This window comes from Curtobacterium sp. APC 4022, assembly GCF_030407555.1.
Classification (GTDB): Bacteria; Actinomycetota; Actinomycetes; order Actinomycetales; family Microbacteriaceae; genus Curtobacterium.
Map to the genome: position 1 here is coordinate 1 of NZ_JASDDD010000016.1, position 24478 is coordinate 24478.

A 24478-nucleotide genomic window follows, 5' to 3' on the forward strand; every position below is an offset into this window, starting at 1 on the left:
AACACCTCGGCTCCCGGTGAGGACCTCCCGGGCGCACCGGTCGCCCCGCCCGAGTCCCGCTCCCGCGACGTGCCGGAGTCGGCCACGCTCGCCGGTGGACTGACGTCGGCGACGCCGGACGCGACGGACGAGGCGGAGGCACCCAGCGCCTCCCGGACGGAGGACGCGCCCGAAACGTCCGCGACGTCTGCGTCACCGACGTCTGACGGCACCGCCGTCGCGACGGCCGAGCCCGTCCCCGGCCCCGTCGACGAGTGGATCCGCCAGCAGGTCGCGGAGGGCCGCTGGTCCGAGCCGCACGACGTGCTCGGCCCGCACCCCGTCGCCGGTGGCACGAGCGTCCGTGTGGTCCGCCACCTGGCGACCGCGGTCCGCATCGTCCGACCCGACGGCGACGACGTCGAACTCCGTCACGAGGGCGAAGGCGTCTGGGCCGGCGCGACCGTCGGCGAGCTCGGCCGGTACCGCGTCGAGGCCGACTACGAGGACGACGAGACCTGGACCACCGACGACGCGTACCGGTTCCCGCCGACGCTCGGCGAGCTCGACCTGCACCTGTTCGGCGAGGGCCGCGACGAGCAGCTCTGGCACCACCTCGGCGCGCACGTGCAGACGGTCGACGGCGTCGACGGTGTGGCGTTCGCCGTCTGGGCGCCGCGTGCCACCGCCGTCCGCGTGATCGGCGACTTCGAGGGCTGGGAGGGCCGCACCACCGCGATGCGCCGCCTGAACGACCTCGGCGTGTGGGAGCTGTTCTGGCCGGGCGCCCTCGAGGGGCAGCGGTACAAGTTCCAGATCCTCACCGACAGCGGCTGGGTGGAGCGGGCCGACCCGTTCGCCCGCCGCACCGAGGTCCCGCCGCTCACCGCGTCCGTGATCACGAGCGCCCACCACACCTGGTCGGAGGGCGACGCCCGCTGGATGGCCGAGCGCGCCACCGCGACGACCCACGACGCGCCGATGAGCGTTTACGAGGTACACCTCGGCTCGTGGCGTCCGGGACTGAGCTACCGCGAGGTGGCCGACGACCTCATCGGGCACCTGCAGTACACCGGCTTCACCCACGTGCAGTTCCTGCCGCTCGCCGAGCACCCGTTCGGTGGCTCGTGGGGCTACCAGGTCACCGGGTACTACTCGCCGACCGCCCGCTTCGGCTCCCCCGACGACCTGCGGTACCTCATCGACCGGCTGCACTCAGCCGGTATCGGCGTGATCATGGACTGGGTCCCCGGGCACTTCCCGAAGGACGAGTGGGCGCTGGCGAAGTTCGACGGCTACGCCCTGTTCGAGCACCCGGACCCCCGCCGTGGCGAACAGCTCGACTGGGGCACCTACGTGTTCGACTTCGGGCAGCCGCAGGTCCGCAACTTCCTCGTCGCCAACGCGCTCTACTGGCTCGAGGAGTTCCACATCGACGGCCTCCGGGTCGACGCCGTGGCCTCGATGCTGTACCTGGACTACTCCCGCACCGAGTGGCTGCCGAACATCCACGGCGGTCGCGAGAACCTCGAGGCGATCTCGCTCCTGCAGGAGACGAACGCCACCGCGTACAAGCGCTACCCCGGCATCGTGATGATCGCCGAGGAGTCGACCTCGTGGCCCGGCGTCACGCAGCCGACCAGCGCCGGCGGCCTCGGGTTCGGCCAGAAGTGGAACATGGGCTGGATGCACGACACGCTGCAGTACGTCGAGCGTGACCCGGCGTACCGCTCGTACCACCACGACGAGATCACGTTCTCGTTCGTCTACGCGTTCAGCGAGCAGTTCACGCTGCCGATCAGTCACGACGAGGTCGTGCACGGCAAGGGCTCGCTCTACGGCAAGATGCCCGGCGACGAGTGGCAGAAGCTCGCCAACGTGCGTGCCTACCTGGCCTTCATGTGGGCACACCCCGGCAAGCAGCTGCTCTTCATGGGCCAGGAGTTCGCCCAGCCCTCCGAGTGGAGCGAGGCCAACGGTCTCGACTGGTGGCTGCTCGACGACCCGGGCCACCGCGGCGTGCAGGACCTGGTCGCCGAGCTGAACCGCGTGTACAAGGAGAACCCGGCGCTCTGGACGTTCGACTCCAGCGCCGAGGGCTTCGAGTGGCTCGAGAGCGGCGACGCACCGCACGCCACGCTCGGGTTCCTCCGCAAGGCGGGCGACGAGAAGCTGGCGGTCTTCGTCAACTTCTCCGGCGTCCCCGTCGAGCACCGCTTCGGCCTGCCGACGGCGGGCACCTGGAACGAGGTGCTCAACACCGACGCGTCGGCGTACGGCGGGTCCGGTGTCGGCAACCTCGGCTCGGTCCAGGCCGAGGACGTCCCCTGGGCCGGTCGCCCGGCCTCGGCGAACCTCGTGGTGCCCCCGCTGGGCGCCGTCTGGCTGCGCCTGGCCGAGTAGAACCCACGGGCACGACGGACGGGAGGCCCGGTACCAGCTGGTACCGGGCCTCCCGTCGTGCTCCGTGTCGCGTCGCGCGACCCGCGCTCAGTAGAGCGCGTTGGCGAGCCGCCGCCGGGCGGCGACGACGCGCGGGTCCTCGGCGCCGATCAGCTCGAAGTACTCGACGAGGCGTACGCGGAGCGCTTCGCGGTCGTCGCCGAACACCGTCGGGACGAGGTCGAGGAGGCGTCCGAAGGCGTCCTCGACGTGCCCGCCACTGATGTCGAGGTCGGCGACGGCGAGCTGGGCCGCGACGTCCGCCGGGCCGGCACCGGCCGCCGCGCGGATCTCGTCCGCGGTCTTTCCGGAGAGCCGGTCGAGCAACGACACCTGGGCCAGACCGGCCACGGCCATCTGGTCGTGCGGGTCCTGCAGGATCGCGGTGCGGTACTCGCTGATCGCGGTGGCGTAGTCCCCGGCCTCGATCGCGTCGTACGCGGCCTGGTGGTGCGGCGGCAGGGGCTCCGGTTCCGGCTCACCCTGCTCCGCGTCGTCGGCCTCGACGGCTCCGTCGACCTGGACCCGGCCGGCGACACCGTTCTGCTCCGCCGCCTGCAGGACCTGCTCGAAGACGTCGCGGACCTCGGCCTCGGGCAGGGCACCGACGAACAGCCCGAGCGGACGGCCGCCGATGACGGCCGCGACGGTCGGGATCGACTGTGCCTGGAACGCCTGGACGAGCTGCGGGTTCGTGTCGGCGTCGACCTTCGCCAGGACGATGCGTCCCGCGTACTCCTCGGTCAGCCGCTCGAGGACCGGCGACAGCTGCTTGCACGGACCGCACCACTCAGCCCAGATGTCCACGATGACCGGGACGACGGTGGAGAGCTGGACGATGTCCTGGAAGCTCTGGTCGGTGACGTCCATCACGAGGGACGGGACGCTCAGGACACCGTCCGTGGGCGCGGCACCGGCTGCCGGACCGGCCGTCGCGCCGGCGTTGCCCGGCGTGGCGGGGCTCCCCGCGGGGCCGGCGGCACCCTGCGGCGGACGCTGGGCCCGGTCGACGAGGGACGAGAGGTCGACTGCTCCGCGCAGGCTGGACGGGGTCGGGGGGACGTTGGTCATTGCACCTCACTCGCTGCGATCAGGCCCTGGGTGAACCCGAGGAGTTCTATCTTGTCGTCCGAACCCACCGGGGGCACGGAGAAGAGCAACTGGACGCCGTACGTGGCGGTCACGCCCTTGGTGCTCGAGTCGACGCCGGACAGTGCCTTGACGGCACCCTCGGGGTTGACCTCGGCACCGGCGGCCGTCGGGGTGACCTTCTCGATCTCGTTGAGGTCGACGGAGACGAGCGCACCGGCGGTGTTCGTGGCGAGGGCCAGGGCCGAGTCCTCGGGGACCTCGGACGAGTACTCGATCTTCGCGGTGTCCGGCAGCCCCTTCGCCTTCTCGTCCTTGTACGACTTGCCGATCCGCGAGCGCAGGTCGTCGCCGTCGCTGTCGAACAGGTCGGCGGACTCGCTCGCGGTGTCCTTCGACAGGATGTCGCCGTAGGCCGCGGCGACGGCGTTCGGGGCCAGCGCCAGGAGCTTCGTGTCCGGTGCGAGCTGGGCGGCACCGACGGAGGTCGGCGCGAGCGACGGCAGCTGGGCATCGGCCTCGAGCGAGACAGCGTACTCGACCTTGTAGTCCGAGCGGGCGTCCTGCTGCACGAGGGTCAACGCCTGCGGGGCCGTCTTCTTGTCGGTGCAGTCCGCAGCGACGACGGCGAAGACGGTGCGCGGCCAGGTGTCGGTCTGCTGCGGCAGCGCCACGCAGACGTCGTCGGCGGCCACGGCGGGCAGGGCCTGCGCCTTGGCGTCGCTGTCGCGGATCGTGTAGTTCGCCTTGCGGATCTCGAGCGCCGGTCCGGCGAAGCGGGTCGCGGCGAGACTGGCGTCCTTGTCGGCGTCGGCCTTCTCGGCGACCTCGGCCACGCGGGACACGATGCGGGCGATCTGTTGCTTCGTGGCGGCGGTCGAGGCGTCGGGGACCGCGGCGCCGGTGGCCGTGGCGGTCGGTGTCGGGGTCGCGTCCGCTCCGCTGCCGGTCGGCCAGTACTCCGACGAGCACCCGCTCAGCACGAGGGCGCCGGCGACGAGCACCGGGACGGCGATGATGGCGCGACGACCGCGACGGCTCCGTGCCGGCACCTGGGCACCGGCGGCGGCGGCGCGACGCGAGGCACGCACGCGCGGCGGGCGGCCACCACCGCTCCGACGGCGCGGACCACGGGAGCGGCGCTGGTGCAGGAAGGCCCAGACGAGCATGACCAGGCCACCGAGCACGAAGACCCCACCGGCCGTCAGCAGCGGCCCGACGGAGGGCGTCGCGGTGTCACGCGGCCACGTCACGGAGATGTCGGAGGGTGCGGCGTCCGAGCCGTCGCCCATCACCACGAGCGACACGTCGGCGGGCAGTCGGACGGTGAACTGACGGGCATCGTCGTACTCCTGGTACCAGAGGTCGCTGCCCTTCGGGTCGGGCAGGTCGGAGCCGGATCCGGTGGTGCGGGACTTCAGGGAGGCGTCCTCGGCGTCGTAGCGGAGGGTCGTGTGCTCGGTGTCACCGATCCAGGCGTCGACGTCGGACGTCTTGCCGTAGGCGGCGAACACCTTGCCCGTGCCCGACACGTTGACGCGCTGGTAGCCCGGGTTCGCGTTGAGCACGCTGCCGGGCAGCACGGTGACGGGAGCGGCGTTCGACCCGCTCGTCGCCGCGACGATCGAGGTGGGTGGCGCGAACACGGTCCGCTGCCCGACTCCCAGGCCGACGAGGAGCACCCCGATGACGAAGCTGACGATCGCCAGGACGAATCGCACGGATCTCTCTCCCTCCGCGCCGGGATGGGTGGATCGGCGCAGGACAACGGCCCAGGGTACCCAGGACAGCTGGGAGGCGCATCCCCGGGGTCACTGTCGGCCTCAGGAGCCGTCGCGGACGCACCACTACAATCGGGGTCCGGACTGCACGGGGTGGTCCGGGACGACCACAGGGAGCGACACGTGGCGAACGACGAGGCAGAGTTCGGGACCGAGCTGCGGGGCTACCGCAAGGACGAGGTCGAACGGGCTCTGAACGACCTCCGCCGCGAGCTGATCAAGTCGAACACCGACCGGGCCGAAGCCGCGAAGGAGATCCGTCTCCTGCAGTCCCGCGTCTCGGACCTGCAGGGCGAGCTGGACGAGGCCGGCACGCCGACCTACAGCGGCCTCGGCACGCGACTCGAGTCCACCCTCCGCGTGGCCGAGGAACAGTCCACGCGCCTGATCAGCCAGGCAGACATCGACGCCCAGCGTCTCCGGGCCAGCAGTCGCACCGAGGCCGAGCGCACCCTCCGCGAGGCCCGGGACGAAGCCCAGGTCACCCTCGAGGACGCCCGCACCCGTGCGACCAACGAGCTCTCCCGGGCCCGCGCCGAGTCCGCCGACACCGTCGAACGCGCCCGCTCCGAAGCCGGCATCCTCGTGCAGGACGCCCGCAACGAAGCCGCCGCCGTGCGCGGAGCCGCGGTCACCGAGGCCGCCGAGGTACGCTCGGTCGCCATCCGCGAGACCAACGCCCTCCGCGCCGAGGTCCAGCACGAGGTCGCCGAGCTGCGCGAGGTCGCCCAGCGGGAGTCCGCCGACGCCCGTCGCGCCGCCGCCGACCTCGACCGCGAGACCGAGCACCGTCGCAGCGTGTTCGAGGCCGACCAGGCACGCCGCCTGGAGGACCTCGACCGCGAGGAGAGCACCCGTCGCGAGCAGCTCGACCGCACGCTGGCCGAGGCCCGTACCGCGTGGGAGCGCGAGCACGGTGAAGCCCGCCGCGCTCTCGAACTCGAACTCGAGACCGGCCGCGCCGAACTCGCGGCCGAGGTCGAGCAGCGTCGTGCCGAACTGGCCGCCGAGATCGACGACCGCCGCAGTGCCCTCGACGAGGAACTCGCCGCCGCCCGCGCCGAGTGGGACCGTGAGCTCGCCGTCGCCCGTACCGACCTCGAGCAGGAGATCGCCGCAGCCCGTGCCCAGCTCCGCGTCGACACGGAGCAGACCGCGGCCGAGAACGCCCGGCGCGTGCAGGAGACCACCGACCGCATCGAGCGCGAGACCGCCGAGCACGCCGCCCGCATCGAGCGCGAGCGGGAGACCGCCGCTGCCGAGGCCGAGCGCGCCGCCCGCGAACACGAGAACGAACTCGCCGCACGCCGGGAGCGCGAGCACGCCGAGGTCGACACCGAGATCGCCGACCGTCGCACCGCCGAACTCGACGACCTGTTCGCCGAGCGCACGGCTCTCCGCCAGGAGATCGACACCGCGCGCGCCGGTCTCACCCAGGAGCGCGACGAGGTCCGCGCCGAGATCGCCCGCGAACGGGACGACGCACGTGCCGCTCTCGAGACCGAACTCGCCGCGCGTCGCGACGACGCCGAGCAGGAGTACCTCGACCGGCACCGAGCCACGGTCACCGAGACCCAGAAGTACCTGGACGAGGCGAACCTGCAGCTCGCCGAGGCCACGCGCCGCGCCACCACCGCCCGCGAGACCGCAGACCGCCTCGAGCGGGAAGCCGCCGACCTGGCACGCGAACAGGAGACGGCCGCCCAGGAGCACGCCGCCGACCTGGTGCGTGACGCACAGGAACGTGCGCACCGGCTCGTCGCGGACGCCGAGGACCGCACCGCGGAACTGCTCGCCGACGCCGAGGACCGACTCGGGGCCATCCGGACCGAGCGGGAGGCCGTCGCGGGGTACCTGGAGAACCTCCGGGGTGTCCTCAGCCACGCGGCGGGCGTCATCGACCAGCAGGCACCGGCGCCGGGCGACCCCGTGGACGCCGACGAACCGGACGCGACCGTCCGCTGAGGGGACGCCAGGCCGCTGAGGGCACCCACCCCGTCTCCGGACCGGGTGGCTGCCGGCTGCCGCTACGGTCGCTGGTCCGCCGCGGGCCAGTGCGTCGGCAGCGGCGCACTGCCCGGCACGACGAGGTCGACGATCGTGTCGAGCACGATGCGCACGTACTTCTCCCCCACCCAGAGGTGCTTCGCCCCGGCGACGGGGACGACCCGGACCGTCGGCGCGATGGCGAACCGTCGCGCTGCCTGGTCGGGCTGCAGGAAGTCGTCGTGCTCGGGGACGAGGGCGACGACCGGCACGTCGACCGCGGCCCAGCGGGCGAGCTCTTCGTCCGACGTCCGGTGCAGTGGCGGCGACAGGAGCACCACGCCGGCCACGTGTCCGGCCTCGACGTGCTCGAGGGCGTGTTTCAGGACGACCTCCGTCCCGAAGGACCACCCGACCAGCCACGGCGTGGGGAGCCCCCGGTCGACGACGTCCTGCACGGCGGCCCGGAGGTCGAACCCCTCGGACACCCCGTCACCGAAGAAACCCTCGGAAGTCCCCCGGGGTGAGGTCACCGACCGGAAGTTGAAGCGCAGCACCGCGATGTCGGCCAGGGCGGGCAGACGAGCCGCGGCCTTCTTGAGGACGTGCGAGTCCATGAAGCCCTGCGCCGTCGGCAGCGGGTGCAACGCCACGACGGTCCCCCGCGCGACCCGGTCGAGCGGCTCGGCGAGCTCCCCCACGAGCGTCAGGTGGTCGTCGGTGACCAGCTCGATGTCGGTCCGACGAGCGGGGAGCACGCTGCCCGACCGGATCTCGGCGCTGTCCCCGCCGGAGGTCGGCTCGGACGTCACGCGATGCTCCAGCAGTGGTGGTGCCAGTGACGGCGTGCCGCCAGGTCGGCGGCGTCGCCGAGGACGCCGTCGGCACGCCAGACCACGACGTGGGCGACGCCGGGTTCGATCGTCAGACCGCAGCCGGGGCAGACGTACTCCTTCTGCGCCGACGCAGCGGAGATCGGCTGCACCGACCACTCACGACCACGCCGGTGTTCGCTGCGGCGCCAGCCGTTGAGCACGCGGTCGAAACCGGAGTCCTCCGGTTCGACGTCATGGCCTCGGCCGCGTGGGTTCCGCGGCCGGTTGCTCCGCGGCACCCCGGACGCCGATCAGTACCAGTTGTACGAGACGCTGTGGGCCCAGGCGCCGCACGGGGTGCCGTAGACACCCGTGATGTAGTTGAGGCCCCAGGTGATCTGCGTGGCGGGGTTGGTCTGCCAGTCGGCACCGGCGGACGCCATCTTGCTGCCCGGCAGCGACTGCGGGATGCCGTAGGCACCGCTCGGGTTGTAGGCGTTGACCCGCCAGCCGGACTCCTTGTTCCACAGGGAGACGAGGCAGCTGTACTGGTCGTTGCCCCAGCCGCGGGCGGCGACCATCTGCTGGCCGATGGCCTGGGCGCTGCCCGGGTCCGGCGTCGCGACGGGCGCGACCGGCGTGCTCGCGACGGGCTGCTGGGCGGCGGTGGACGTCGCGGCTGCATCCGTGTCGGTCGCGTCGGCGTCCGGCGTCGCTGTGGGGGTCGGCGTCGGCGTGGGCTTCGGTGCCGGCTTCGTGACGTCGAAGCCGTCGCGGGCTGCGTCGAAGTCGCCGTAGGTGCCGTGGGCCGAGAACTGCTGCGGCACCGAGATCGGCGCCGGGGCCAGGACGGGCGCTGCCGAAGCGGCGTCCGTCTGCATCGGGTTGAAGAGCGACCCGCCGACGAACGCCGAAACGGCGAAGAACGAGAGGACGGGGATGGTCGAGCGCTGCCGCACGAAGCCCCCGAACGACCGCGGGGTCGTCGGCTTGACCGGAGCGAGCGCACGGGTGCGGGCGACGCGGACGACACGCGGCGACTCCGACGTCGGCGCGACCGCAGCGCGGGCCACCGCGGCGTCCGAGACCCGGTTCGCGGCGACGGACACCGGCGCGATGACGGGAGCAGCGTGCTGCTCCGCCTGCGGTGCAGTCACCGGACGGACGACCGTGGTCTCCGCCGTGTCGGTTCGGTTCTTCGCCGCGCGGCGCTCACTGACGATCTGGTGATCGTCCAGTGCGCGGGTTGCGCGGTCGGATCGCTGGTCTGCCGTGTGCCTGCCCATGAGTCTGACCAGGATAACGGAACGATCACGGAAAGCGAAGCACCTGGGGCAGGTGAGTCCGGTCCGTCCGGACGGGAGGCCCGGGTCGACCCCGGTACGGGTCCTCAGCGGACGGCGAGCATGACCTCGATGACGGCGTCGAGCAGGGCGTCCACCTGCGCTTCGCGGTACCCGCCGTGCTTCGGGCGGAACACCGCCGAGCGCACCTCGGTGAGGCTGAGCGGCTTGCCGTCCTTGAAGTACCCGTGCAGTCGACGGGAGAACGCGTCGACGTCTTTCGGGTGGTACCCGGTCGTCAGGAAGCTGACGCGCTGGAACCGCTGGGCGTCCGGACGACCGAGACGCGCGACGACGTCCGAGGCCTTGCCACGGGCCTCCGCGTACCAGGCCTTCTGTCCGACGTCGGCGATCTCGCGCTCGCGCTCCCGGGCGGCGAAGGCGTCCTCGAGACGCTCGAGCGCGGCGTCCACGTGCACCGTGGAGTAGCCGCCCTTCTTCATCGAGAACGCGGTCGCGCGGATCTTCGCGGCCTCGATCCCCGGGGCGCTGTCGTTCGCGGTGTAGGCGCGACGAGCGTCCTCGAGGAATCGATCGACCTCGTCGGAGTCGTAGCCGAGGACCGAGCGGGGGGCAGTCGGGAACGTCGATGGCACGGCGCCATTGTGCCAGGCTCCGACCAGTGCGCCACCTGGACGCGCGGACTCGGCACCTGAGTGCCCGGCGCCTGGTCACACCGGCCCGACCGGCCGAACGAGCTCAGTGGTTGACGACGAGGTACATCAGGTAGGCGATCGCGGCCGACGGCAGGATGCTGTCGATGCGGTCGAGCAGTCCGCCGTGCCCGGGCAGGAACGACGAGATGTCCTTGATGCCGAGGTCGCGCTTGATCATCGACTCGGTGAGGTCCCCGAGCGTCGCCGACCCGGAGATCAGCACGCCGAGGATGATCCCGGTCCACCAGGGCAGACCGAGCATCAGCCAGGTGACGAGGACGCCGACGATGATGCTCGCGCCGACCGACCCCCCGAAGCCCTCCCAGGTCTTCTTCGGGCTGATCTTCGGTGCCATCGGGTGCTTGCCGAGGTTGATCCCGGTGGCGTAGGCCCCGGTGTCGACTGCGACGACCACCAGGATGAACCCGACGACCCACAGCTGCCCCTGCGGCTGTGCTGACAGGAGCACCACGCAGGCGCCGAGGAGGGTCACGTAGGCCTGGACGAACAGCCCGTTCGTCAGGTCACGCGCCACGCTCGAGGCCGGTGGCTTCGTGCGCGACACGGCGACCTCGACCAGGCGCCAGAGCGAGATGAACACGACGCCGCCGAGCAACGTGAACAGCGCCCAGATCTGTCCACCGAGGAACGCGGCCGGCACCGTGGCGATCGCGACCGCGACACTCGGGATCCGGGGGACGTCCCGGCCGGCGAAGCGCATCGCACTCGCGAGCTCGTACACGCCGAGCCCGAGCAGGAACGCCGCCACGATCATGAACGACGGCGTGTACAGCAGCAGCGAGCCGAGCATGACCACCGCGAACGCCAGGGCGATCGCGATGGCCGCCGGCAGGTTGCGACCCGTCCGTGCGGTCAGTGCTTCGTTCCGGGCACCGAACTCTGCTCGGCGCTGCCGGATCTGCGCCTCGAAGTCGTTCCGGGCCGCCCTCGCCCGCGCATCGAAGTCCTGTCGGAACCCCGACATGCGGCGGTCATCAGATGTGGGGCGGTCGTCGCCCTGGTCGGGACGGCGCATCAGACCTCGAGGAGTTCGGCTTCCTTCTTCTTCAGCGCCTCGTCGATCTGGTCGACGTGCTTCTTGGTGAGCGCGTCGAGCTCCTTGTCGCTGCGGGCGATGTCGTCGTCGGACACCTCGCCCTTCAGCGCGTCGAGGTCGTCCTTCGCCTTGCGGCGGATGTTGCGCAGGACCACCTTGTGGTCTTCGCCCTTGCTCTTGACGATCTTCACGAACTCCTTGCGGCGCTCGGCCGACAGCTCGGGGATCGTCACGCGGACGATCTCGCCGTCGTTCGTCGGGCTGGCCCCGAGGTTCGGGAAGGTCGCGATGGCCCGCTCGATCTCCTTGAGCGCCGTCTTGTCGTACGGCGTCACGATCAGCGTGCGGGCTTCCGGCGTCTGCAGGGACGCGAGCTGCGCGAGGGGGGTCGGCGAACCGTAGTACTCGACCGGGATCTTCTGGAAGAGGGCGGCGTTGATGCGGCCGGTGCGCACGGTGCCGAAGTCGTCCTTCGCCACGTCGACGGCCTTGGCCATCTTCTCGGTCGCATCGGTCATGACGTCACTGATCACGGTGGTTCTCCTTCGGTACGGGTCGAGTCTAGTCAGTCGGCGACGAGGCGCCGGTCAGTTGCTGACCACGGTGCCGATGCGCTCACCCTGGATGGCGGCGCGGACGTTGCCCTCGCCCTCCATGCCGAAGACGTGCATCGGCATGCCGTTGTCCATGCAGAGCGAGAACGCGGTGGCGTCGACGACCTTGAGGCCCTTGAGCAGTGCGTCCTGGTAGGTCACGTGGTGCAGCTTCTCGGCGGTCGGGTCCTTCTTCGGGTCCGCGGAGTAGACGCCGTCGACGCCGTTCTTGGCGACGAGCACCTCGTCGGCACCGATCTCGAGCGCCCGCTGCGCCGCGACGGTGTCCGTCGAGAAGTACGGCAGGCCGGCACCCGCACCGAAGATGACGACGCGGCCCTTCTCGAGGTGGCGCTCGGCACGCCGCGGGATGTACGGCTCGGCGACCTGGGTCATGCTGATCGCCGACTGCACACGGGTGGCGGCACCGGCCTGCTCGAGGAAGTCCTGGAGCGCGAGCGCGTTCATGACCGTCCCGAGCATGCCCATGTAGTCGGCGCGTCCGCGGTCCATGCCGCGCTGCGAGAGCTCGGCGCCGCGGAAGAAGTTGCCACCGCCGACGACGATCGCGACCTCGACCTCGTGGGCGGCTGCGGCGATCTGCTTGGCGATGGTGCCGATGACGTCCGGGTTGACGCCCAGGGAACCGGCGCCGAACGCCTCTCCCGAGAGCTTCAGCAGGACTCGTCGGCGTCCGGTCTTCTCGTCGGTCATGTCGGGGCACCCTTCGTCGTGGTCTCGTGGAAATGTACTCGGTGCGCGGGGGCGCACGACAACGGGGCCAGGAACCGGTTGGTTCCTGGCCCCGTCATGGGTTCGTTACGCGCCGACCTTGACGCGGGCGAAGCCCTGGATCGTGATGCCGGCGTTCTCGGCGGCCTTCGCGACGGAGATCTTGTTGTCCTTCGCGTAGTCCTGGTCGAGGAGCGAGATGCCCTTGATGAAGGCGTTCACGCGGCCCTCGACGATCTTCGGGAGCGCAGCCTCCGGCTTGCCCTCTTCGCGCGTGATCGCCTCGACGGTCGCACGCTCCTTCTCGATGGCCTCGGTCGGGACCTCGTCGCGCGTCAGGTACGACGGGTTCGCGAACGCGACGTGCTGCGCGATCGAACGAGCCTCGGCGGCGTTGTCACCCTGGTAGGCGACGACGACGGCGATCTGCGGCGGCAGGTCCTGGCTGGTCTTGTGCAGGTAGATCTCGAAGGCCGAGCCCTCGACACGGCGGACCGTGCGGACCTCGAGCTTCTCGCCGAGTGCGGCGGCGTTCTCGTTGATGACCTCGAGCACCGTCTTGCCGTCGAGCGGCGCGGCGTTCGCGGAGGCGACGTCGGTGGCACCGGCTGCGGCGACCGCACCGAGCACCTTGTCGGCCAGGGTCGTGAACTTCTCGTTCTTGGCGACGAAGTCGGTCTCGCTGGCGAGCTCGACGACGGTCGCGGCGCCGTTGTCGGCGGTGGCGACGACGACACCCTCGGAGGTCGCGCGGTCGTCGCGCTTGGCGACGGCCTTCGCGCCCTTGATGCGGAGCAGCTCGACGGCCTTGTCGTAGTCGCCGTCAGCCTCGACGAGCGCGTTCTTCGCGTCCATCATGCCGGCCCCGAGGTCCTCGCGGAGCTTCTTCACGTCCTGTGCGGTGAAGTTTGCCATTGACAGGCGTCCTTTCTGGACTGTGCGTGTGTGGAGAGTGGGGAGCGAGGCAGGGGCGCCGGACCGATGCCGGTCCGGCGCCCCTGGTGATCACTCGGCGGGAGTGGTCTCCGCGGCCTTCTCGGCCTCGGCGGTCGGCTCGGCGTTCTTGTCGGCGTCGGCGATCGGCTCGCCGATCTCCTTCGCGGCGACCTGCGCGTCGGCGTCGTTCTCCTGGACGGTCGCGCCCTCCGGAGCGGCGTCGGCGGCCGGGGTCGCGCTGTCGCCACCGAGGAGCTCCTGCTCCCACTCGGCGAGCGGCTCGGTGGCCTCGTCGTCGTTGCCGCCGTTGTGGCGGGTCTTCAGGCCCTCGGCCGCGGCGTCGGCGACGATGCGCGTCAGGAGGCCGACGGAGCGGATCGCGTCGTCGTTGCCCGGGATCGGGTACGTGATCTCGTCCGGGTCGCAGTTGGTGTCGAGGATGCCGATGATCGGGATCCCGAGCTTCTGCGCCTCGTCGACGGCGAGGTGCTCCTTCTTGGTGTCGACGATCCAGAGCGCGCTCGGGGTCCGCGTGAGGTTGCGGATACCACCGAGGGTCTTGTGGAGCTTGTCCAGCTCGCGCTTCTTGATGAGGAGCTCCTTCTTGGTGAAGCCCTTCGTCGTGTCGTCGAAGTCGATCTCCTCGAGCTCCTTCATGCGCGCGAGGCGCTTGGAGACCGTCTGGAAGTTCGTGAGCAGACCGCCGAGCCAACGCTGGTTGACGTACGGCTGGCCGACGCGGGTCGCCTGCTCGGCGATGGAGCCCTGCGCCTGCTTCTTGGTGCCCACGAAGAGGATCGTGCCACCGTGCGCGACCGTCTCCTTGACGAAGTCGTACGCGCGGTCGATGAAGGCCAGCGACTGCTGCAGGTCGATGATGTGGATGCCCGAGCGCTCGGCGAGGATGAAGCGCTTCACCTTCGGGTTCCACCGACGGGTCTGGTGTCCGAAGTGGACGCCGCTGTCGAGCAGCTGGCGGATGGTGACGACGGCCATGTGCCGTCCTCCTTCTGTGTTCTCGGCGCACGGCATGGCCGTGCACCTGGTGCGGTTGTGTCGACCACGACCGGAGGTCGTGGTCCCTGGTGCCCTGACACACAGCCGCCCGCTCGCGAGAGCGGGACCGATGACCGTGTGTGCTGCGTGGACACGCGAAGTCAGCGCGCTCGGCGCGCTGCTGGAGAAATGCTAACAGAAGAGAGGCCCGGATCACGTGCGCCGATCGGCGATGGTGATCCGGGCCTCCCGTCCGGTACTGCGGAGGTGACTAGGCCTTGGCGGCGCTGGTCTCCCCCTCGGCGCTGATGCCCATCTCCTCGAGGGAGCGGCCCTTGGTCTCGGGGATCTTCGCGATGACGAAGAAGAACGAGATCAACGCGAACAGGGCGTAGATGCCGTACGTCACCGTGAGGTTGAAGCCGGACAGCACCGGGAACGAGATCGTGACGATGAAGTTGGCGATCCAGTTGGCTGCCGACCCGATGCCGAGCGCGGTGGCGCGGATGCGGTTCGGGAACATCTCGCCGAGGAGCACCCACATGAGCGGACCCCACGTGGCGCCGAACGACACGACGAAGAGGTTCGCGAAGATCAGCGCGATGATGCCCCAGGCACCCGGCAGGCTCGGCTCGCCGTCGACCATCACGGACTGCGAGAACGCGATCGCGACCATCGCCAACGAGACGAACATGCCCGCGGAACCGGCGACCAGGAGCGGCTTGCGGCCGACCTTGTCCACCAGGAAGATCGCGATGAACGTGACAGCGACGTTGACCACCGAGGTGATCGTCGAGATGAGGAACGAGTCGTTCTCCTTGAACCCGACGGCCTGCCAGAGGGTGGTCGAGTAGTAGAAGATCACGTTGATGCCGACGAACTGCTGCAGCACGGCGAGGATGATGCCGACCCAGACGATGGGCTGCAGACCGAAGCGGTTGCCGCGGATCGAGCCCTTCTTCTCGTTGGCTTCCTTGGTGATGCCGTCCTGGATCTCCTCCAGGCTCGTGTTCACGGTGTCACGCGGCACGATCTTCGTCATGACGTCGCGGGCGTCGTCCTTCCGGCCCTTGGTGAGCAGGTAGCGCGGCGACTCCGGCAGGGTGATCGCGAGGATGCCGTAGACGATCGACGGGATCACGCCGACCAGGAACATCCAGCGCCAGGCCGGCAGCCCGGCGACCTCGGCCGAGGCGCTGCCCGCGGTGACGGCGAAGAACTGGTCGGAGAGCAGCGCGGCGAAGATACCGAGCGTGATCGCGAGCTGCTGGAACGAGGCCAGCCGCCCACGGATCGCCTTCGGCGAGACCTCGGAGATGTACGCGGGGGCGATGACCGACGCGGTGCCGATGCCGAGACCGCCGATGAGGCGCCAGAGGACGAAGTCCCACGTGGCGAACGCGAACCCGGAACCGATCGACGAGACGAAGAACAGCACGGCGGCCCAGAACATCACCCGGGTGCGACCCCACCGGTCAGCGAGACGACCGGCGAAGTAGGCGCCGAAGGCACAGCCGATGAGGGCGGAGGCGACCGCGAAGCCGCTGGCGCCCTCGGACAGGTCGAACTCGCCCTTGATGGCCTCGACGGCGCCGTTGATGACGGACGAGTCGAAACCGAAGAGGAAGCCACCGACTGCCGCCGCGATGGCGAACAGTGTGACCTTCCCCTTGAACGCACGGTCTTCGCCGTGTCCGGTGGTCGTGTTCGACACGATGCTCCTGGATTCCCGCCGCCGTGCCGGGTGGTGCACGGTGCCCCGGCGGTCGGCTGGATCGCCGTCCGAGCGGCGTTGCGGTGTCCGGAGCGGCCCCGACAGTACCCCTTCTGCGGCTGGTCAGCACATCAGGTGTGGTCCAGCTGGGCCTGTCCTGCACCGGACGGGAGGCCCGGGGAACTGCCCACAGGTCGGCTCCGGCCCGCCTCGCGGCCGCGTCGGACACGGGAACGTGGGCCCGGGAGGACGGGATGTCGAACGGGTGGAAGTGGCGCGGGTGGACCGGGCGCGGGTGGATGCGCGGCCGGTGGAAGTGGGGCGGAGGGACGTGGGGCGGATCGACGTGGCGCGGTTCGCGACGGGCTCGCGTGCTGGCGTGGCGTGTGGCGGCCCGGGCGAGGCTGGTGCTCGCGATGGTCGTGATGCTGCCGGTCGTGGCGCTACCGGTTCGCGCGCTGCCAGGGCACGCGCTGCCGGTTCGCGCGCTGCCGACGACCGCGCTGTCGGGTTCCGTGCTGGCGGTGTCCGGCGCGCTGCCGGGCGCAACTTCCGCTCACGCCAGGCTCGCGGACACCGAGGCACCGGCGCGGTGGTCGTGGCCGACGTCTTCCCACGTCGTGCTCCGGCCGTGGCAGGCACCGGCGACCGACTACGGGCCGGGACACCGTGGGCTCGACGTGCCCGCCGGCCCCGGGACGCCGGTGACGGCTCCAGCGGACGGCACCGTCGCGTTCGCCGGGCAGGTCGGCGGACGTCCGGTCGTGACGATCGACCACGGCGGCGGATTGGTGAGCACCCTCGATCCGGTCCTACCGTCGGCGTCGGTGTCGGCGGGCACGCTCGTCCGACGAGGCGACCCGGTCGGGACGGTCGCCAGCGGACACTGTCGGGTGGCGGAGCCGTGCCTGCACCTCGGCGCCCGGGTCGACGGCCGGTACGTGGACCCGTTGCCGCTCCTGCCGAGACCCGCATGGCCGGTGCTGCTGCCGGACGCTCAGGCCCGGGGGTGAGCGGTGCGGTAGACCTCGCGGAGGCGTGCTGAGGACACGTGGGTGTAGATCTGCGTCGTGCCGAGGCTCGCGTGCCCGAGCAGCTCCTGGACCGCCCGGAGGTCCGCTCCCCCGTCGAGCAGGTGCGTCGCCGCGGTGTGCCGGAAGGTGTGCGGACCACTCGGGCCCTCGCCGGGCAGAGCCTCGAGCAGCCGGGCGACGATGCGGTACGCGCTCCGGGTGCCGAGTCGGGCACCGCGGTCGCCGAGGAACAGGGCCGCGCCGGCGGGACGCGCGGCAGTGACAGCGGCGGCGGCTCCCGGTCTCCCAGCTGCAGCCGCCGCGGCGAGCGCCGGCCGCCCACGGTTGAGCCACGCCTCGAGAGCGTCGTGCGCCGGGACGCCGAACGGCACCACGCGCTCCTTGCCGCCCTTGCCGAGCACGCGGACGGTCAGGCGGGTCCGGTCGACGTCGCCGAGGTCGAGTCCGACGAGTTCACTCACGCGGATGCCGGCGGCGTACAGCAGCTCGACCACCGCACGGTCGCGGAGCGCCGCCGGGTCGTCGCCGGCGGCGCGGACGGCGAGCCCGTCGAGCATCGACCGCACCTGGTCCTGCGCCACGACGCGGGGCAGGTGGGCGGCGCCCTTCGGAGCCCGGAGGCGCACCCCGGGGTCGACGGCCAGCACACCGGTCTCGCTCGCCCACCGGGTGAAGGCCCGGACCGACGCACTCCGGCGCGCGATGGTCGACCGGGCGAGACCGCGTTCGGTCGCCGCCCAGAGCCAGTCGCGGAGCACCTCGAGCGTGAGACCCGCGGCCGTGACGACCTGCCGCTCGGCGGCGAACGCCACGAGGTCGTCGAGGTCGGCACGGTAGGCCCGGACGGTCTGATCGCTGAGGCCGCGGCCGTGCCGACAGTGGTCGAGGAACACCGGGACGACGGCCGCGAGCGTCCCACCCGCGTGCTGCTGGTCGTCCTCGGTGTCGTGCATGACGCCAGGGTACGGCTCACGTGGTCGTCCATCCCCCGGGGCCCTGCTGGACCAACCCCTGCAGCTCCGCCAGCGCCAGGGCATCGGTGGTGTCGGCGAGTGAGAGCCCGGACCGCCGGGCGACCTCGTCGAGCGGGGTCGGGCGCCGCGCGGCCAGGGCGTCGACGACACGGAGCACCTCGGGGTCGGTCCGCGCGCCGGCGATCGGGACCTCGGCCCCGGCGACGATCCGCTCCCCCGCCCACAGTCGCACCGCCGTCTCGGCCGGGTCGCGCGGTTGCACCACGATCTCCGCCCGCCGGTCCGCGATCAACCGGTGACAGCCGACCGACGCCGACGACGAGTACGGCCCCGGGACGGCGAACACCGTCCGTCCCAGCTGACCGGCGTGGTTCGCGGTGTTGAGAGCCCCGGAGCGGGCACCCGCTTCGACGATGACGGTCGTGGTCGCGAGGGCGGCGATCAACCGGTTCCGGGCGAGGAACCGCCAGCGCGACGGTCGGGTCCCCGGTGGACACTCGGCGAGCAGGGCGCCGTGCTCGGCCACGGCGTGCAGCATCGCGGTGTTCGCGGCCGGGTAGAGCTGGTCGATCCCGCCGGCCAGCACGGCGACCGTCGGAGCGCCGGCGGCCATCGCGACCCGGTGCGCGACGGCGTCGATGCCGTGCGCGCCCCCGGAGACGACGACACAGCCGGCATCGGCGGCGGCGGAGGTGATCTCGGCGGCGGCCTCGGCACCGAGGACCGTGTTCGCCCGCGAACCGACGACCGCGACGGACGGACGTCCGGTGGTGCACGGTGCTCCGCGTCGCCAGAGGACCAGCGGCGCGTGTGGGCCGAGGTCGTCGATCCCCGCGGGCCAGTCCTGGTCGCCGGGCACGACGAGGGCACACCCGACCGCTGACGCTGCCGACAGCACTGCGTCGACGTCGAGCCGGAGCAGCCGGGGCCGCCACCGCGCGAGTGCCGGGACGAGTGCCGTGGCGGCGGACTCCACCAGACGCTGCCGGATCTCGTCCTCATCGCAGGCACCAACAGCAGCCCCCGTCGAACCCCGTACCCGCGCACCCGCACCCGCACCCGCACCCGCACCGACCAGCATCTCCGCCACCTCGAGCGGTCCGGTGTCGAGGGCATCGAGCACGGCCCGGATCGACCGCACCGCTCCGAGGCGCGCGACGAGGTGTCCCGCGTCCGAGTCCCCCGGCTCGACGACGGTCGACCACGCCACCCGCGCCAGGACCTCGTCGTGCTCGTCCCCACCGGTCGAACGGACCGCCGAGTCCCGCAGCCGTCCGAGGACAGTGTCTCGGTCCGACGGCGACCACCCGGCTCCGGTGGCGCTCACAGCGCGGTCCGCAACGCCAGCGCCCGTTCGACGTGCCGCCGCTCCGGTCGGTCGTCGCCGTCGAGGTCGGCCATCGTCCACGCAAGTCGCATCACCCGGTCCCACCCGCGCATGGTCAGTGTCCCGAGGTCGAGGCCGCGGTCGAGCAGGTCCGTCGCACCGTCGGCCGCGCGTCCGTCCTCGCGCAACCACGACCCGGTCACCTCGGCGTTCCGGCTCCACCCGGTCCCACGCAGGCGTGTGCTCATCCGCTGTCGGGCCTCGAGGACCGTCCGACGCGCGGCGGCGGTGGTGGGCGTCGCACCGCTGTCGGCCCGGAGCATGCCGGTCGTCACCCGCGGGACGGCGACCCGGATGTCGATGCGGTCGAGCAGCGGCCCGGACAGCCGACCGAGGTACCGCCGGACCGCACTCGGGACGCACGAGCACCCCGCGCCTCCGCTGGACCCGGCATTGCCGCACGGACACGGGTTCGCTGCCAGCACGAGCTGACAGCGTGCCGGGAACTCCGCAGATCCCCCCGCCCGGTGGACTGTGATGCGCCCGGCTTCGAGGGGCTGCCGGAGCGCGTCGAGCACCACCCGCGGGAACTCGGTCGCCTCGTCGAGGAACAGCACCCCGCGGGTCGCCCGTGACACCGCCCCCGGACGGAGTTGCCCGGTCCCACCGCCGATCAGGGCCGCGGCGGAGGCGGAGTGGTGCGGTGCCTCCCACGGAGGTCGGAGCGTCCACGAGCGCTCCCCGTGGCCGGCGACGGAGCGGACGGCCGCGACCTCGAGCGCGGCGTCCGGGTCGAGGTCCGGCAGCAGGGCCGGCAGGCGTTCGGCGAGCATCGTCTTGCCGGCGCCCGGCGGTCCGAGCAGCAGCACGTGGTGCCCGCCGGCCGCCGCGGCGATGACCGCACGCACCCCGATCGCGTTGCCGACGACGTCCGACAGCTCCAGCGACGGCAGGGTGTCGTCGGGCACGGGCGGCGGCAGGACCGGATCGGCGAAGCCCGCGGGCAGGTCGGCCCCCGCGTCGATCGCCGCGGAGCGGAGCGAGTCCACGGCGGTGAGCGCGATGTCCGGGACCGCCCGCGCTTCGGTGAGGTTGCCCACCGGCAGCACGACCCGTTCGATCCCGGCGGCCCGCGCGGCCAGGACCACGGGGATGATCCCCGGCACCGGTCGGACCCGCCCGTCGAGCCCGAGTTCCCCGACGTAGACGACCCCGCGATCGGCCCCGGGTGCGGTGCCGGCAGCGGCGAGCACGGCCATCGCGATCGCCAGGTCGAAGCCGGAGCCGCGCTTCGGCACACTCGCCGGGGTGAGGTTCACCGTGATGCGTCGCGCCGGCAGCGGACAGTCCGCCATCGCCGCGGCGGACCGGACCCGTTCGCGGGCTTCGCCGAGCGAGGTGTCCGGCAGCCCGATGATGCTGAACGTGGGCAGCTGGCTGGTGAGGTGCGCCTCGACCTCGACGAGGCTGCCCTGCACGCCGACCAGCGCGACCGCCGAGGTCCGTCCGATGTCGCTCACCCGAGCGCCTCGACGTGCTCGATCGCGACGTGGTCCGCGATCATCGTCACCGCGATGCAGTCGATCCGGATCGCATGCGCCGTCTGGTCGCGGTGTGCATGGAACCAGGCCGGCACGAGCTGCCGGATGCGTGCGAGCTTCCGGGGCGTCACCGCTTCGAGCGGATGTCCGGTCGTCTGCCCGGTGCGGGTCTTCACCTCGATGAAGACGATCGTGTCACCGTCCCGCGCGACGATGTCGACTTCGCCGCGGGCGCATCGCCAATTCCGGTCGATGATCGAGAAGCCGTGCCGCTCGAGCCATTCCACCGCGTGGTCTTCTCCGACATTGCCCGTCGTCCGGCGCGGATCACGTCGGGGAAGAGCGCCGCCGACGTCCGGTCGGTCTGCACGATTCGTCATGGAGCAACGATGAATCACCGAGCGAAACGACCGGGCCGGTACCCGCAATCTGGGGACAACAGGGCAGAACGACCGTCCTGTGCAGGAAAGGGCCGGAAATGTTGCCGCACATGACAAAAGCCGGACAATTCCTCACGGAATGTCCGGCTCGTGCCGTGACCAGCGCTGATGCGCCGGTCGGATGCTCAGTGTGCGGCTGCGTACGCTTCCTGCACCTGCGTGGAGATACGGCCGCGAGAAGAGACCTCGTAGCCGTTCTCCTTGGCCCACTCGCGGATCTTCCCGAGTTCCTCGGAGTTCCCCCGCTTCGGGGCGGACGGGCTCTTGCCCGTCGAACCGGTGCGACGACCGGCGGTCTTGCGCGCTGCGGCGATGTAGTCCGAGATCGCGTCCCGGAACTTGTCGACGTTGTCGTTCGACAGGTCGATCTCGTACGACGAACCGTCGAAAGCGAACTCGACCGTTCGGCCATCGCCAGCGGCGATCGGCGAATCGTCGAGATCGTCGACGAGCTGGACAGTGACCTTCTGCGCCATCGTGCACTCCTTCAGAGTCGTTATTGCAACTCAGAGTATCGCAGCACAATGCGGAACGGTCGAATCACCCGGCGCGCCTCATTCGTCGAGTGCGAGTTCCTTCGGCAGTTCGAGTTCACGCGCGGTGAGTTCTTCGACGTTCACGTCCTTGAACGTGAGCACCCGGACCGACTTCACGAAGCGGTCGGAACGGTAGACGTCCCAGACCCACACGTCGTTCATCGTCAATTCGAAGTAGAAGTCGTGCTCGGTGTCCCGGCGCACGAGTTCGACCTCGTTCGCCAGGTAGAACCGCCGCTCGGTCTCGACCACGTACCGGAACTGCCCCACGACGTCGCGGTACTCGCGGTACAGGGCCAGTTCGACCTCGCGGTCGTAGTCGTCGAATTCTTCGTCATCCATGGCCCGCTCAGTCTAGAGCGACCGACACTCCAGAGCGACCACGGCCTCCTGACCGTCCGACCGCGGAGAACCGCCGAGAACCGCCGAGAACAGGGGCGAACCGCGCAGGACCGCACTCACCCGCCGACGGCGTCCAGTCCCTCGAACCCGTCCAGGGCGACACTCGACGCCGCGTGCAGCCAGGTCTTCCGGTGCAGCTCGTGCGGTCCGACCGTGCGGATCGCGTCGTAGTGCGCGGTCGACCCGTAGCCCTTGTTCGACGCCCATGCGTAGTGCGGCGCGTCGTCGTGGGCGGCGATCATCAGGTCGTCTCGAGCGACCTTGGCGACGACCGAGGCCGCTGCGACCGACGCGCAGTCCCGGTCGGCCTTCACCCGCACCTGGACGTCGAGCGGCCGGTGTTCGGCCGGCAGTGCGCGGGTGAGCCAGTCGAACGACCCGTCGAGCACCACCACGGCACCCTCGAGTGCAACACCGCCCTGCACGAGTGTCCCGATCGCCCGGGCCCCGGCCAGTCCGAGCGCGGCGACGATGCCCTGTTCGTCGACGACCTGCGCCGACGCCATCCCCACCGCGGTGCGCGCCCAGCGGGTCACCACGGGGACCAGGGCCTCCCGCCGCGACTGGGTCAGGAGCTTCGAATCGGCGAGGCCCGGCGGCACCCGACGGACGTCGAGGGTGACGGCGGCGACACCGACCCCGACCGGGCCGGCGATCGCGCCACGGCCGACCTCGTCGACGCCGATCACGGTGACCCGCCCGGCGGCGAGCAGCGACTTCTCGAGCCGCAGTGAGGGCCGGACCGGGGTCACTTGTCCCGCTGCTCCACCCCGGCGAAGACCTCGGGGTGGTCGTCGAGCCAGGTCCAGCGGTTGGTCGGCCACGAGATCACGAAGGCCCGGCCGGTGACGTCGGACAGCGGCACGAAGCCCTTCGACGGGGTGTCACCGTTGTAGCGGGAGTCGCGCGAGTTGTCGCGGTTGTCACCCATCACCCAGATGGTGCCCTTCGGCACGGTGACGGAGAACGGTGTCTGCGACGCACGGGTGTCACCCGCGGGCAGCTTCAGGTACGGCTCGGTCAGCGGGACCCCGTTGACGGACATCTGTCCGAGGTCGTTGCAGCAGCTCACCTTGTCGCCCGGCAGGCCGATCACGCGCTTGATCAGGTGGTCGTCGCTGTCGCCGGTGCCGAGACCGACCTGGGTGAGCAGCCAGTCCGCGGCCTTGCCGATCGGCGTCGTCGGCTGGACGTTCGGCAGGGTCTCACCGGTGAGCCACCCGCCCGGGTCCTTGAAGACCACGACGTCGCCGCGCTTGAGCTTGACGGCGCCGGGGACGAGTTCGTTGACGATGACGCGGTCGTTCACCTGCAGGGTGTTCTGCATCGACTCGGACGGGATGTAGAACGAGCGGATCAGGAACGTCTTCACCAGGAACGACACCAGCAGCGCCGCGATGAAGATGATGACGAGGTCGCGCAGGAACGTCAGGACCCCGTTGCGCGGCTTCTTCGCCGTTCGTGGCCGACGGGCTTCACCCTCTGTCGTGTCCGTCATTTCCGCTCTCGTCGACCTGTTCCCGGAAGTGCTTCCGAGATGCTCCTGCCCCGGTGGCGACGGGCTCCAGGAACGGACGAGCCCCCCGCCGATGCACAACCGTACATGGACGAGGGGCTCGCAGAGGAACCAGCTTCCCGGCGCTCCCTGTGAAGACGATCAGTTGTCGCGCTTCTCCTTGATCTTGCGACGGGCTGCCTTGCCGCGGAGTTCGCGGAGGTAGTAGAGCTTCGCGCGACGGACGTCACCGCGGGTGACGATCTCGACGTGGTCGATGATCGGGGAGTGCACGGGGAACATGCGCTCGACACCGACCTGGAAGCTCACCTTGCGGACCGTGAAGGTCTCGCCGATGCCGTGGCCCTGGCGGCCGATGACGACGCCCTGGAAGACCTGGATACGCGAGCGCGTGCCTTCGACGATGTTGACGTGGACCTTGACGGTGTCGCCGGGGCGGAAGTCAGGGTGGTCGGTGCGCAGGGCACCGGCGGTCACGTGGTCGAGGAGCTGCATGATGGTGTCACTTCCTGCGGACGCACACGGGTCGCCGCGGATCGAATTCGGAAAGAACGAGACGTGCCCGGTGTCGGCGACTCCCCCGTGGCAG

The 24478-nt window shown here is 71.0% G+C and carries 24 protein-coding genes; 3 read left to right on the plus strand and 21 right to left on the minus strand.

Features of this window, described 5'->3' with window-relative positions; genetic code table 11:
* Positions 1 to 258 precede the first annotated feature (258 nt).
* Entirely contained in the window at positions 259 to 2382 is a 2124-nt protein-coding gene (glgB, locus tag QL987_RS07175; RefSeq protein ID WP_290156975.1) for a 1,4-alpha-glucan branching protein GlgB, read from the plus strand.
* A gap of 87 nt (positions 2383 to 2469) precedes the next feature.
* Here glgB and QL987_RS07180 read toward each other — a convergent pair whose 3' ends face one another.
* Together QL987_RS07180 and QL987_RS07185 are read right to left on the minus strand one after the other, a co-directional pair.
* Positions 2470 to 3492 carry a tetratricopeptide repeat protein gene (locus tag QL987_RS07180; RefSeq protein ID WP_290156941.1) on the minus strand — a complete coding sequence of 341 codons (1023 nt, stop codon included), beginning with the start codon at positions 3490 to 3492 and terminating at the stop codon, positions 2470 to 2472.
* Positions 3489 to 5231: a hypothetical protein gene (locus QL987_RS07185; protein WP_221850123.1), complete on the minus strand. Its 1743-nt coding sequence runs from the start codon at positions 5229 to 5231 to the stop codon at positions 3489 to 3491. Before QL987_RS07185 ends, QL987_RS07180 begins: the two co-directional genes overlap by 4 nt.
* A 183-nt stretch (positions 5232 to 5414) precedes the next feature.
* Between QL987_RS07185 and QL987_RS07190 the strand changes: the two genes are divergently transcribed.
* Positions 5415 to 7256 carry a hypothetical protein gene (locus QL987_RS07190; RefSeq protein WP_290156944.1) on the plus strand — a complete coding sequence of 614 codons (1842 nt, stop codon included), beginning with the start codon at positions 5415 to 5417 and terminating at the stop codon, positions 7254 to 7256.
* Positions 7257 to 7318: 62 nt separating this feature from the next.
* Here the strand turns inward: QL987_RS07190 and QL987_RS07195 are convergent, their stop codons facing one another.
* From QL987_RS07195 to QL987_RS07240, 10 genes are all read right to left on the minus strand, one after another.
* Entirely contained in the window at positions 7319 to 8089 is a 771-nt protein-coding gene (locus QL987_RS07195) for an alpha/beta family hydrolase (protein WP_290156945.1), read from the minus strand.
* Positions 8086 to 8391: a hypothetical protein gene (locus QL987_RS07200; RefSeq protein ID WP_290156946.1), complete on the minus strand. Its 306-nt coding sequence runs from the start codon at positions 8389 to 8391 to the stop codon at positions 8086 to 8088. Before QL987_RS07200 ends, QL987_RS07195 begins: the two co-directional genes overlap by 4 nt.
* 12 nt (positions 8392 to 8403) lie before the next feature.
* On the minus strand, positions 8404 to 9249 hold the full coding sequence (locus QL987_RS07205; RefSeq protein WP_258376751.1) for a lytic transglycosylase domain-containing protein: 846 nt from the start codon (positions 9247 to 9249) through the stop codon (positions 8404 to 8406).
* A 233-nt stretch (positions 9250 to 9482) separates the two neighbouring features.
* Positions 9483 to 10031, minus strand: a complete 549-nt coding sequence (locus QL987_RS07210; protein ID WP_290156948.1) for a DivIVA domain-containing protein — start codon at positions 10029 to 10031, stop codon at positions 9483 to 9485.
* A 103-nt stretch (positions 10032 to 10134) separates the two neighbouring features.
* Positions 10135 to 11076, minus strand: a complete 942-nt coding sequence (locus tag QL987_RS07215; protein WP_253463416.1) for a phosphatidate cytidylyltransferase — start codon at positions 11074 to 11076, stop codon at positions 10135 to 10137.
* 50 nt (positions 11077 to 11126) lie between these two features.
* Complete coding sequence (gene frr / locus QL987_RS07220; RefSeq protein WP_111043857.1) at positions 11127 to 11681, minus strand: ribosome recycling factor; 555 nt, start codon at positions 11679 to 11681, stop codon at positions 11127 to 11129.
* A 54-nt stretch (positions 11682 to 11735) separates the two neighbouring features.
* Positions 11736 to 12455, minus strand: coding sequence for a UMP kinase (gene pyrH / locus QL987_RS07225; RefSeq protein ID WP_111075577.1), 720 nt, complete (start codon positions 12453 to 12455; stop codon positions 11736 to 11738).
* Between the two features lie 105 nt (positions 12456 to 12560).
* Positions 12561 to 13388: a translation elongation factor Ts gene (gene tsf / locus QL987_RS07230; RefSeq protein WP_111075578.1), complete on the minus strand. Its 828-nt coding sequence runs from the start codon at positions 13386 to 13388 to the stop codon at positions 12561 to 12563.
* 90 nt (positions 13389 to 13478) lie between these two features.
* A complete protein-coding gene (gene rpsB / locus QL987_RS07235; RefSeq protein WP_221852369.1) occupies positions 13479 to 14405 on the minus strand; it encodes a 30S ribosomal protein S2 in 927 nt (308 codons plus the stop codon).
* 271 nt (positions 14406 to 14676) lie between these two features.
* On the minus strand, positions 14677 to 16119 hold the full coding sequence (locus tag QL987_RS07240) for a sugar porter family MFS transporter (protein WP_356840205.1): 1443 nt from the start codon (positions 16117 to 16119) through the stop codon (positions 14677 to 14679).
* Positions 16120 to 16544: 425 nt separating this feature from the next.
* On the opposite strand from QL987_RS07240, the gene QL987_RS07245 reads away from it, so the two are divergent.
* Positions 16545 to 17132 carry a M23 family metallopeptidase gene (locus tag QL987_RS07245; protein WP_290156977.1) on the plus strand — a complete coding sequence of 196 codons (588 nt, stop codon included), beginning with the start codon at positions 16545 to 16547 and terminating at the stop codon, positions 17130 to 17132.
* Here the strand turns inward: QL987_RS07245 and QL987_RS07250 are convergent.
* From QL987_RS07250 to rplS, 9 genes are all read right to left on the minus strand, one after another.
* A complete protein-coding gene (locus QL987_RS07250) occupies positions 17117 to 18106 on the minus strand; it encodes a tyrosine recombinase XerC (RefSeq protein ID WP_290156949.1) in 990 nt (329 codons plus the stop codon). The two genes, QL987_RS07245 and QL987_RS07250, sit on opposite strands and share 16 nt — an antisense overlap.
* A 16-nt stretch (positions 18107 to 18122) precedes the next feature.
* Positions 18123 to 19454, minus strand: a complete 1332-nt coding sequence (gene dprA, locus QL987_RS07255) for a DNA-processing protein DprA (protein ID WP_290156950.1) — start codon at positions 19452 to 19454, stop codon at positions 18123 to 18125.
* Complete coding sequence (locus QL987_RS07260) at positions 19451 to 20974, minus strand: YifB family Mg chelatase-like AAA ATPase (RefSeq protein WP_290156952.1); 1524 nt, start codon at positions 20972 to 20974, stop codon at positions 19451 to 19453. The genes dprA and QL987_RS07260 overlap by 4 nt, the downstream gene beginning before the upstream one ends.
* On the minus strand, positions 20971 to 21375 hold the full coding sequence (locus tag QL987_RS07265) for a YraN family protein (protein WP_290156953.1): 405 nt from the start codon (positions 21373 to 21375) through the stop codon (positions 20971 to 20973). Before QL987_RS07265 ends, QL987_RS07260 begins: the two co-directional genes overlap by 4 nt.
* A 185-nt stretch (positions 21376 to 21560) precedes the next feature.
* Entirely contained in the window at positions 21561 to 21911 is a 351-nt protein-coding gene (locus QL987_RS07270) for an Lsr2 family protein (RefSeq protein ID WP_110902043.1), read from the minus strand.
* Between the two features lie 78 nt (positions 21912 to 21989).
* Positions 21990 to 22313 carry a DUF2469 family protein gene (locus tag QL987_RS07275; protein ID WP_110826150.1) on the minus strand — a complete coding sequence of 108 codons (324 nt, stop codon included), beginning with the start codon at positions 22311 to 22313 and terminating at the stop codon, positions 21990 to 21992.
* Positions 22314 to 22429: 116 nt separating this feature from the next.
* On the minus strand, positions 22430 to 23125 hold the full coding sequence (locus tag QL987_RS07280; RefSeq protein ID WP_290156954.1) for a ribonuclease HII: 696 nt from the start codon (positions 23123 to 23125) through the stop codon (positions 22430 to 22432).
* Complete coding sequence (lepB, locus tag QL987_RS07285; protein WP_221852354.1) at positions 23122 to 23871, minus strand: signal peptidase I; 750 nt, start codon at positions 23869 to 23871, stop codon at positions 23122 to 23124. The genes QL987_RS07280 and lepB overlap by 4 nt, the downstream gene beginning before the upstream one ends.
* 159 nt (positions 23872 to 24030) lie before the next feature.
* Positions 24031 to 24384 carry a 50S ribosomal protein L19 gene (rplS, locus tag QL987_RS07290; protein WP_110826147.1) on the minus strand — a complete coding sequence of 118 codons (354 nt, stop codon included), beginning with the start codon at positions 24382 to 24384 and terminating at the stop codon, positions 24031 to 24033.
* Between the last annotated feature and the right edge of the window lie 94 nt (positions 24385 to 24478).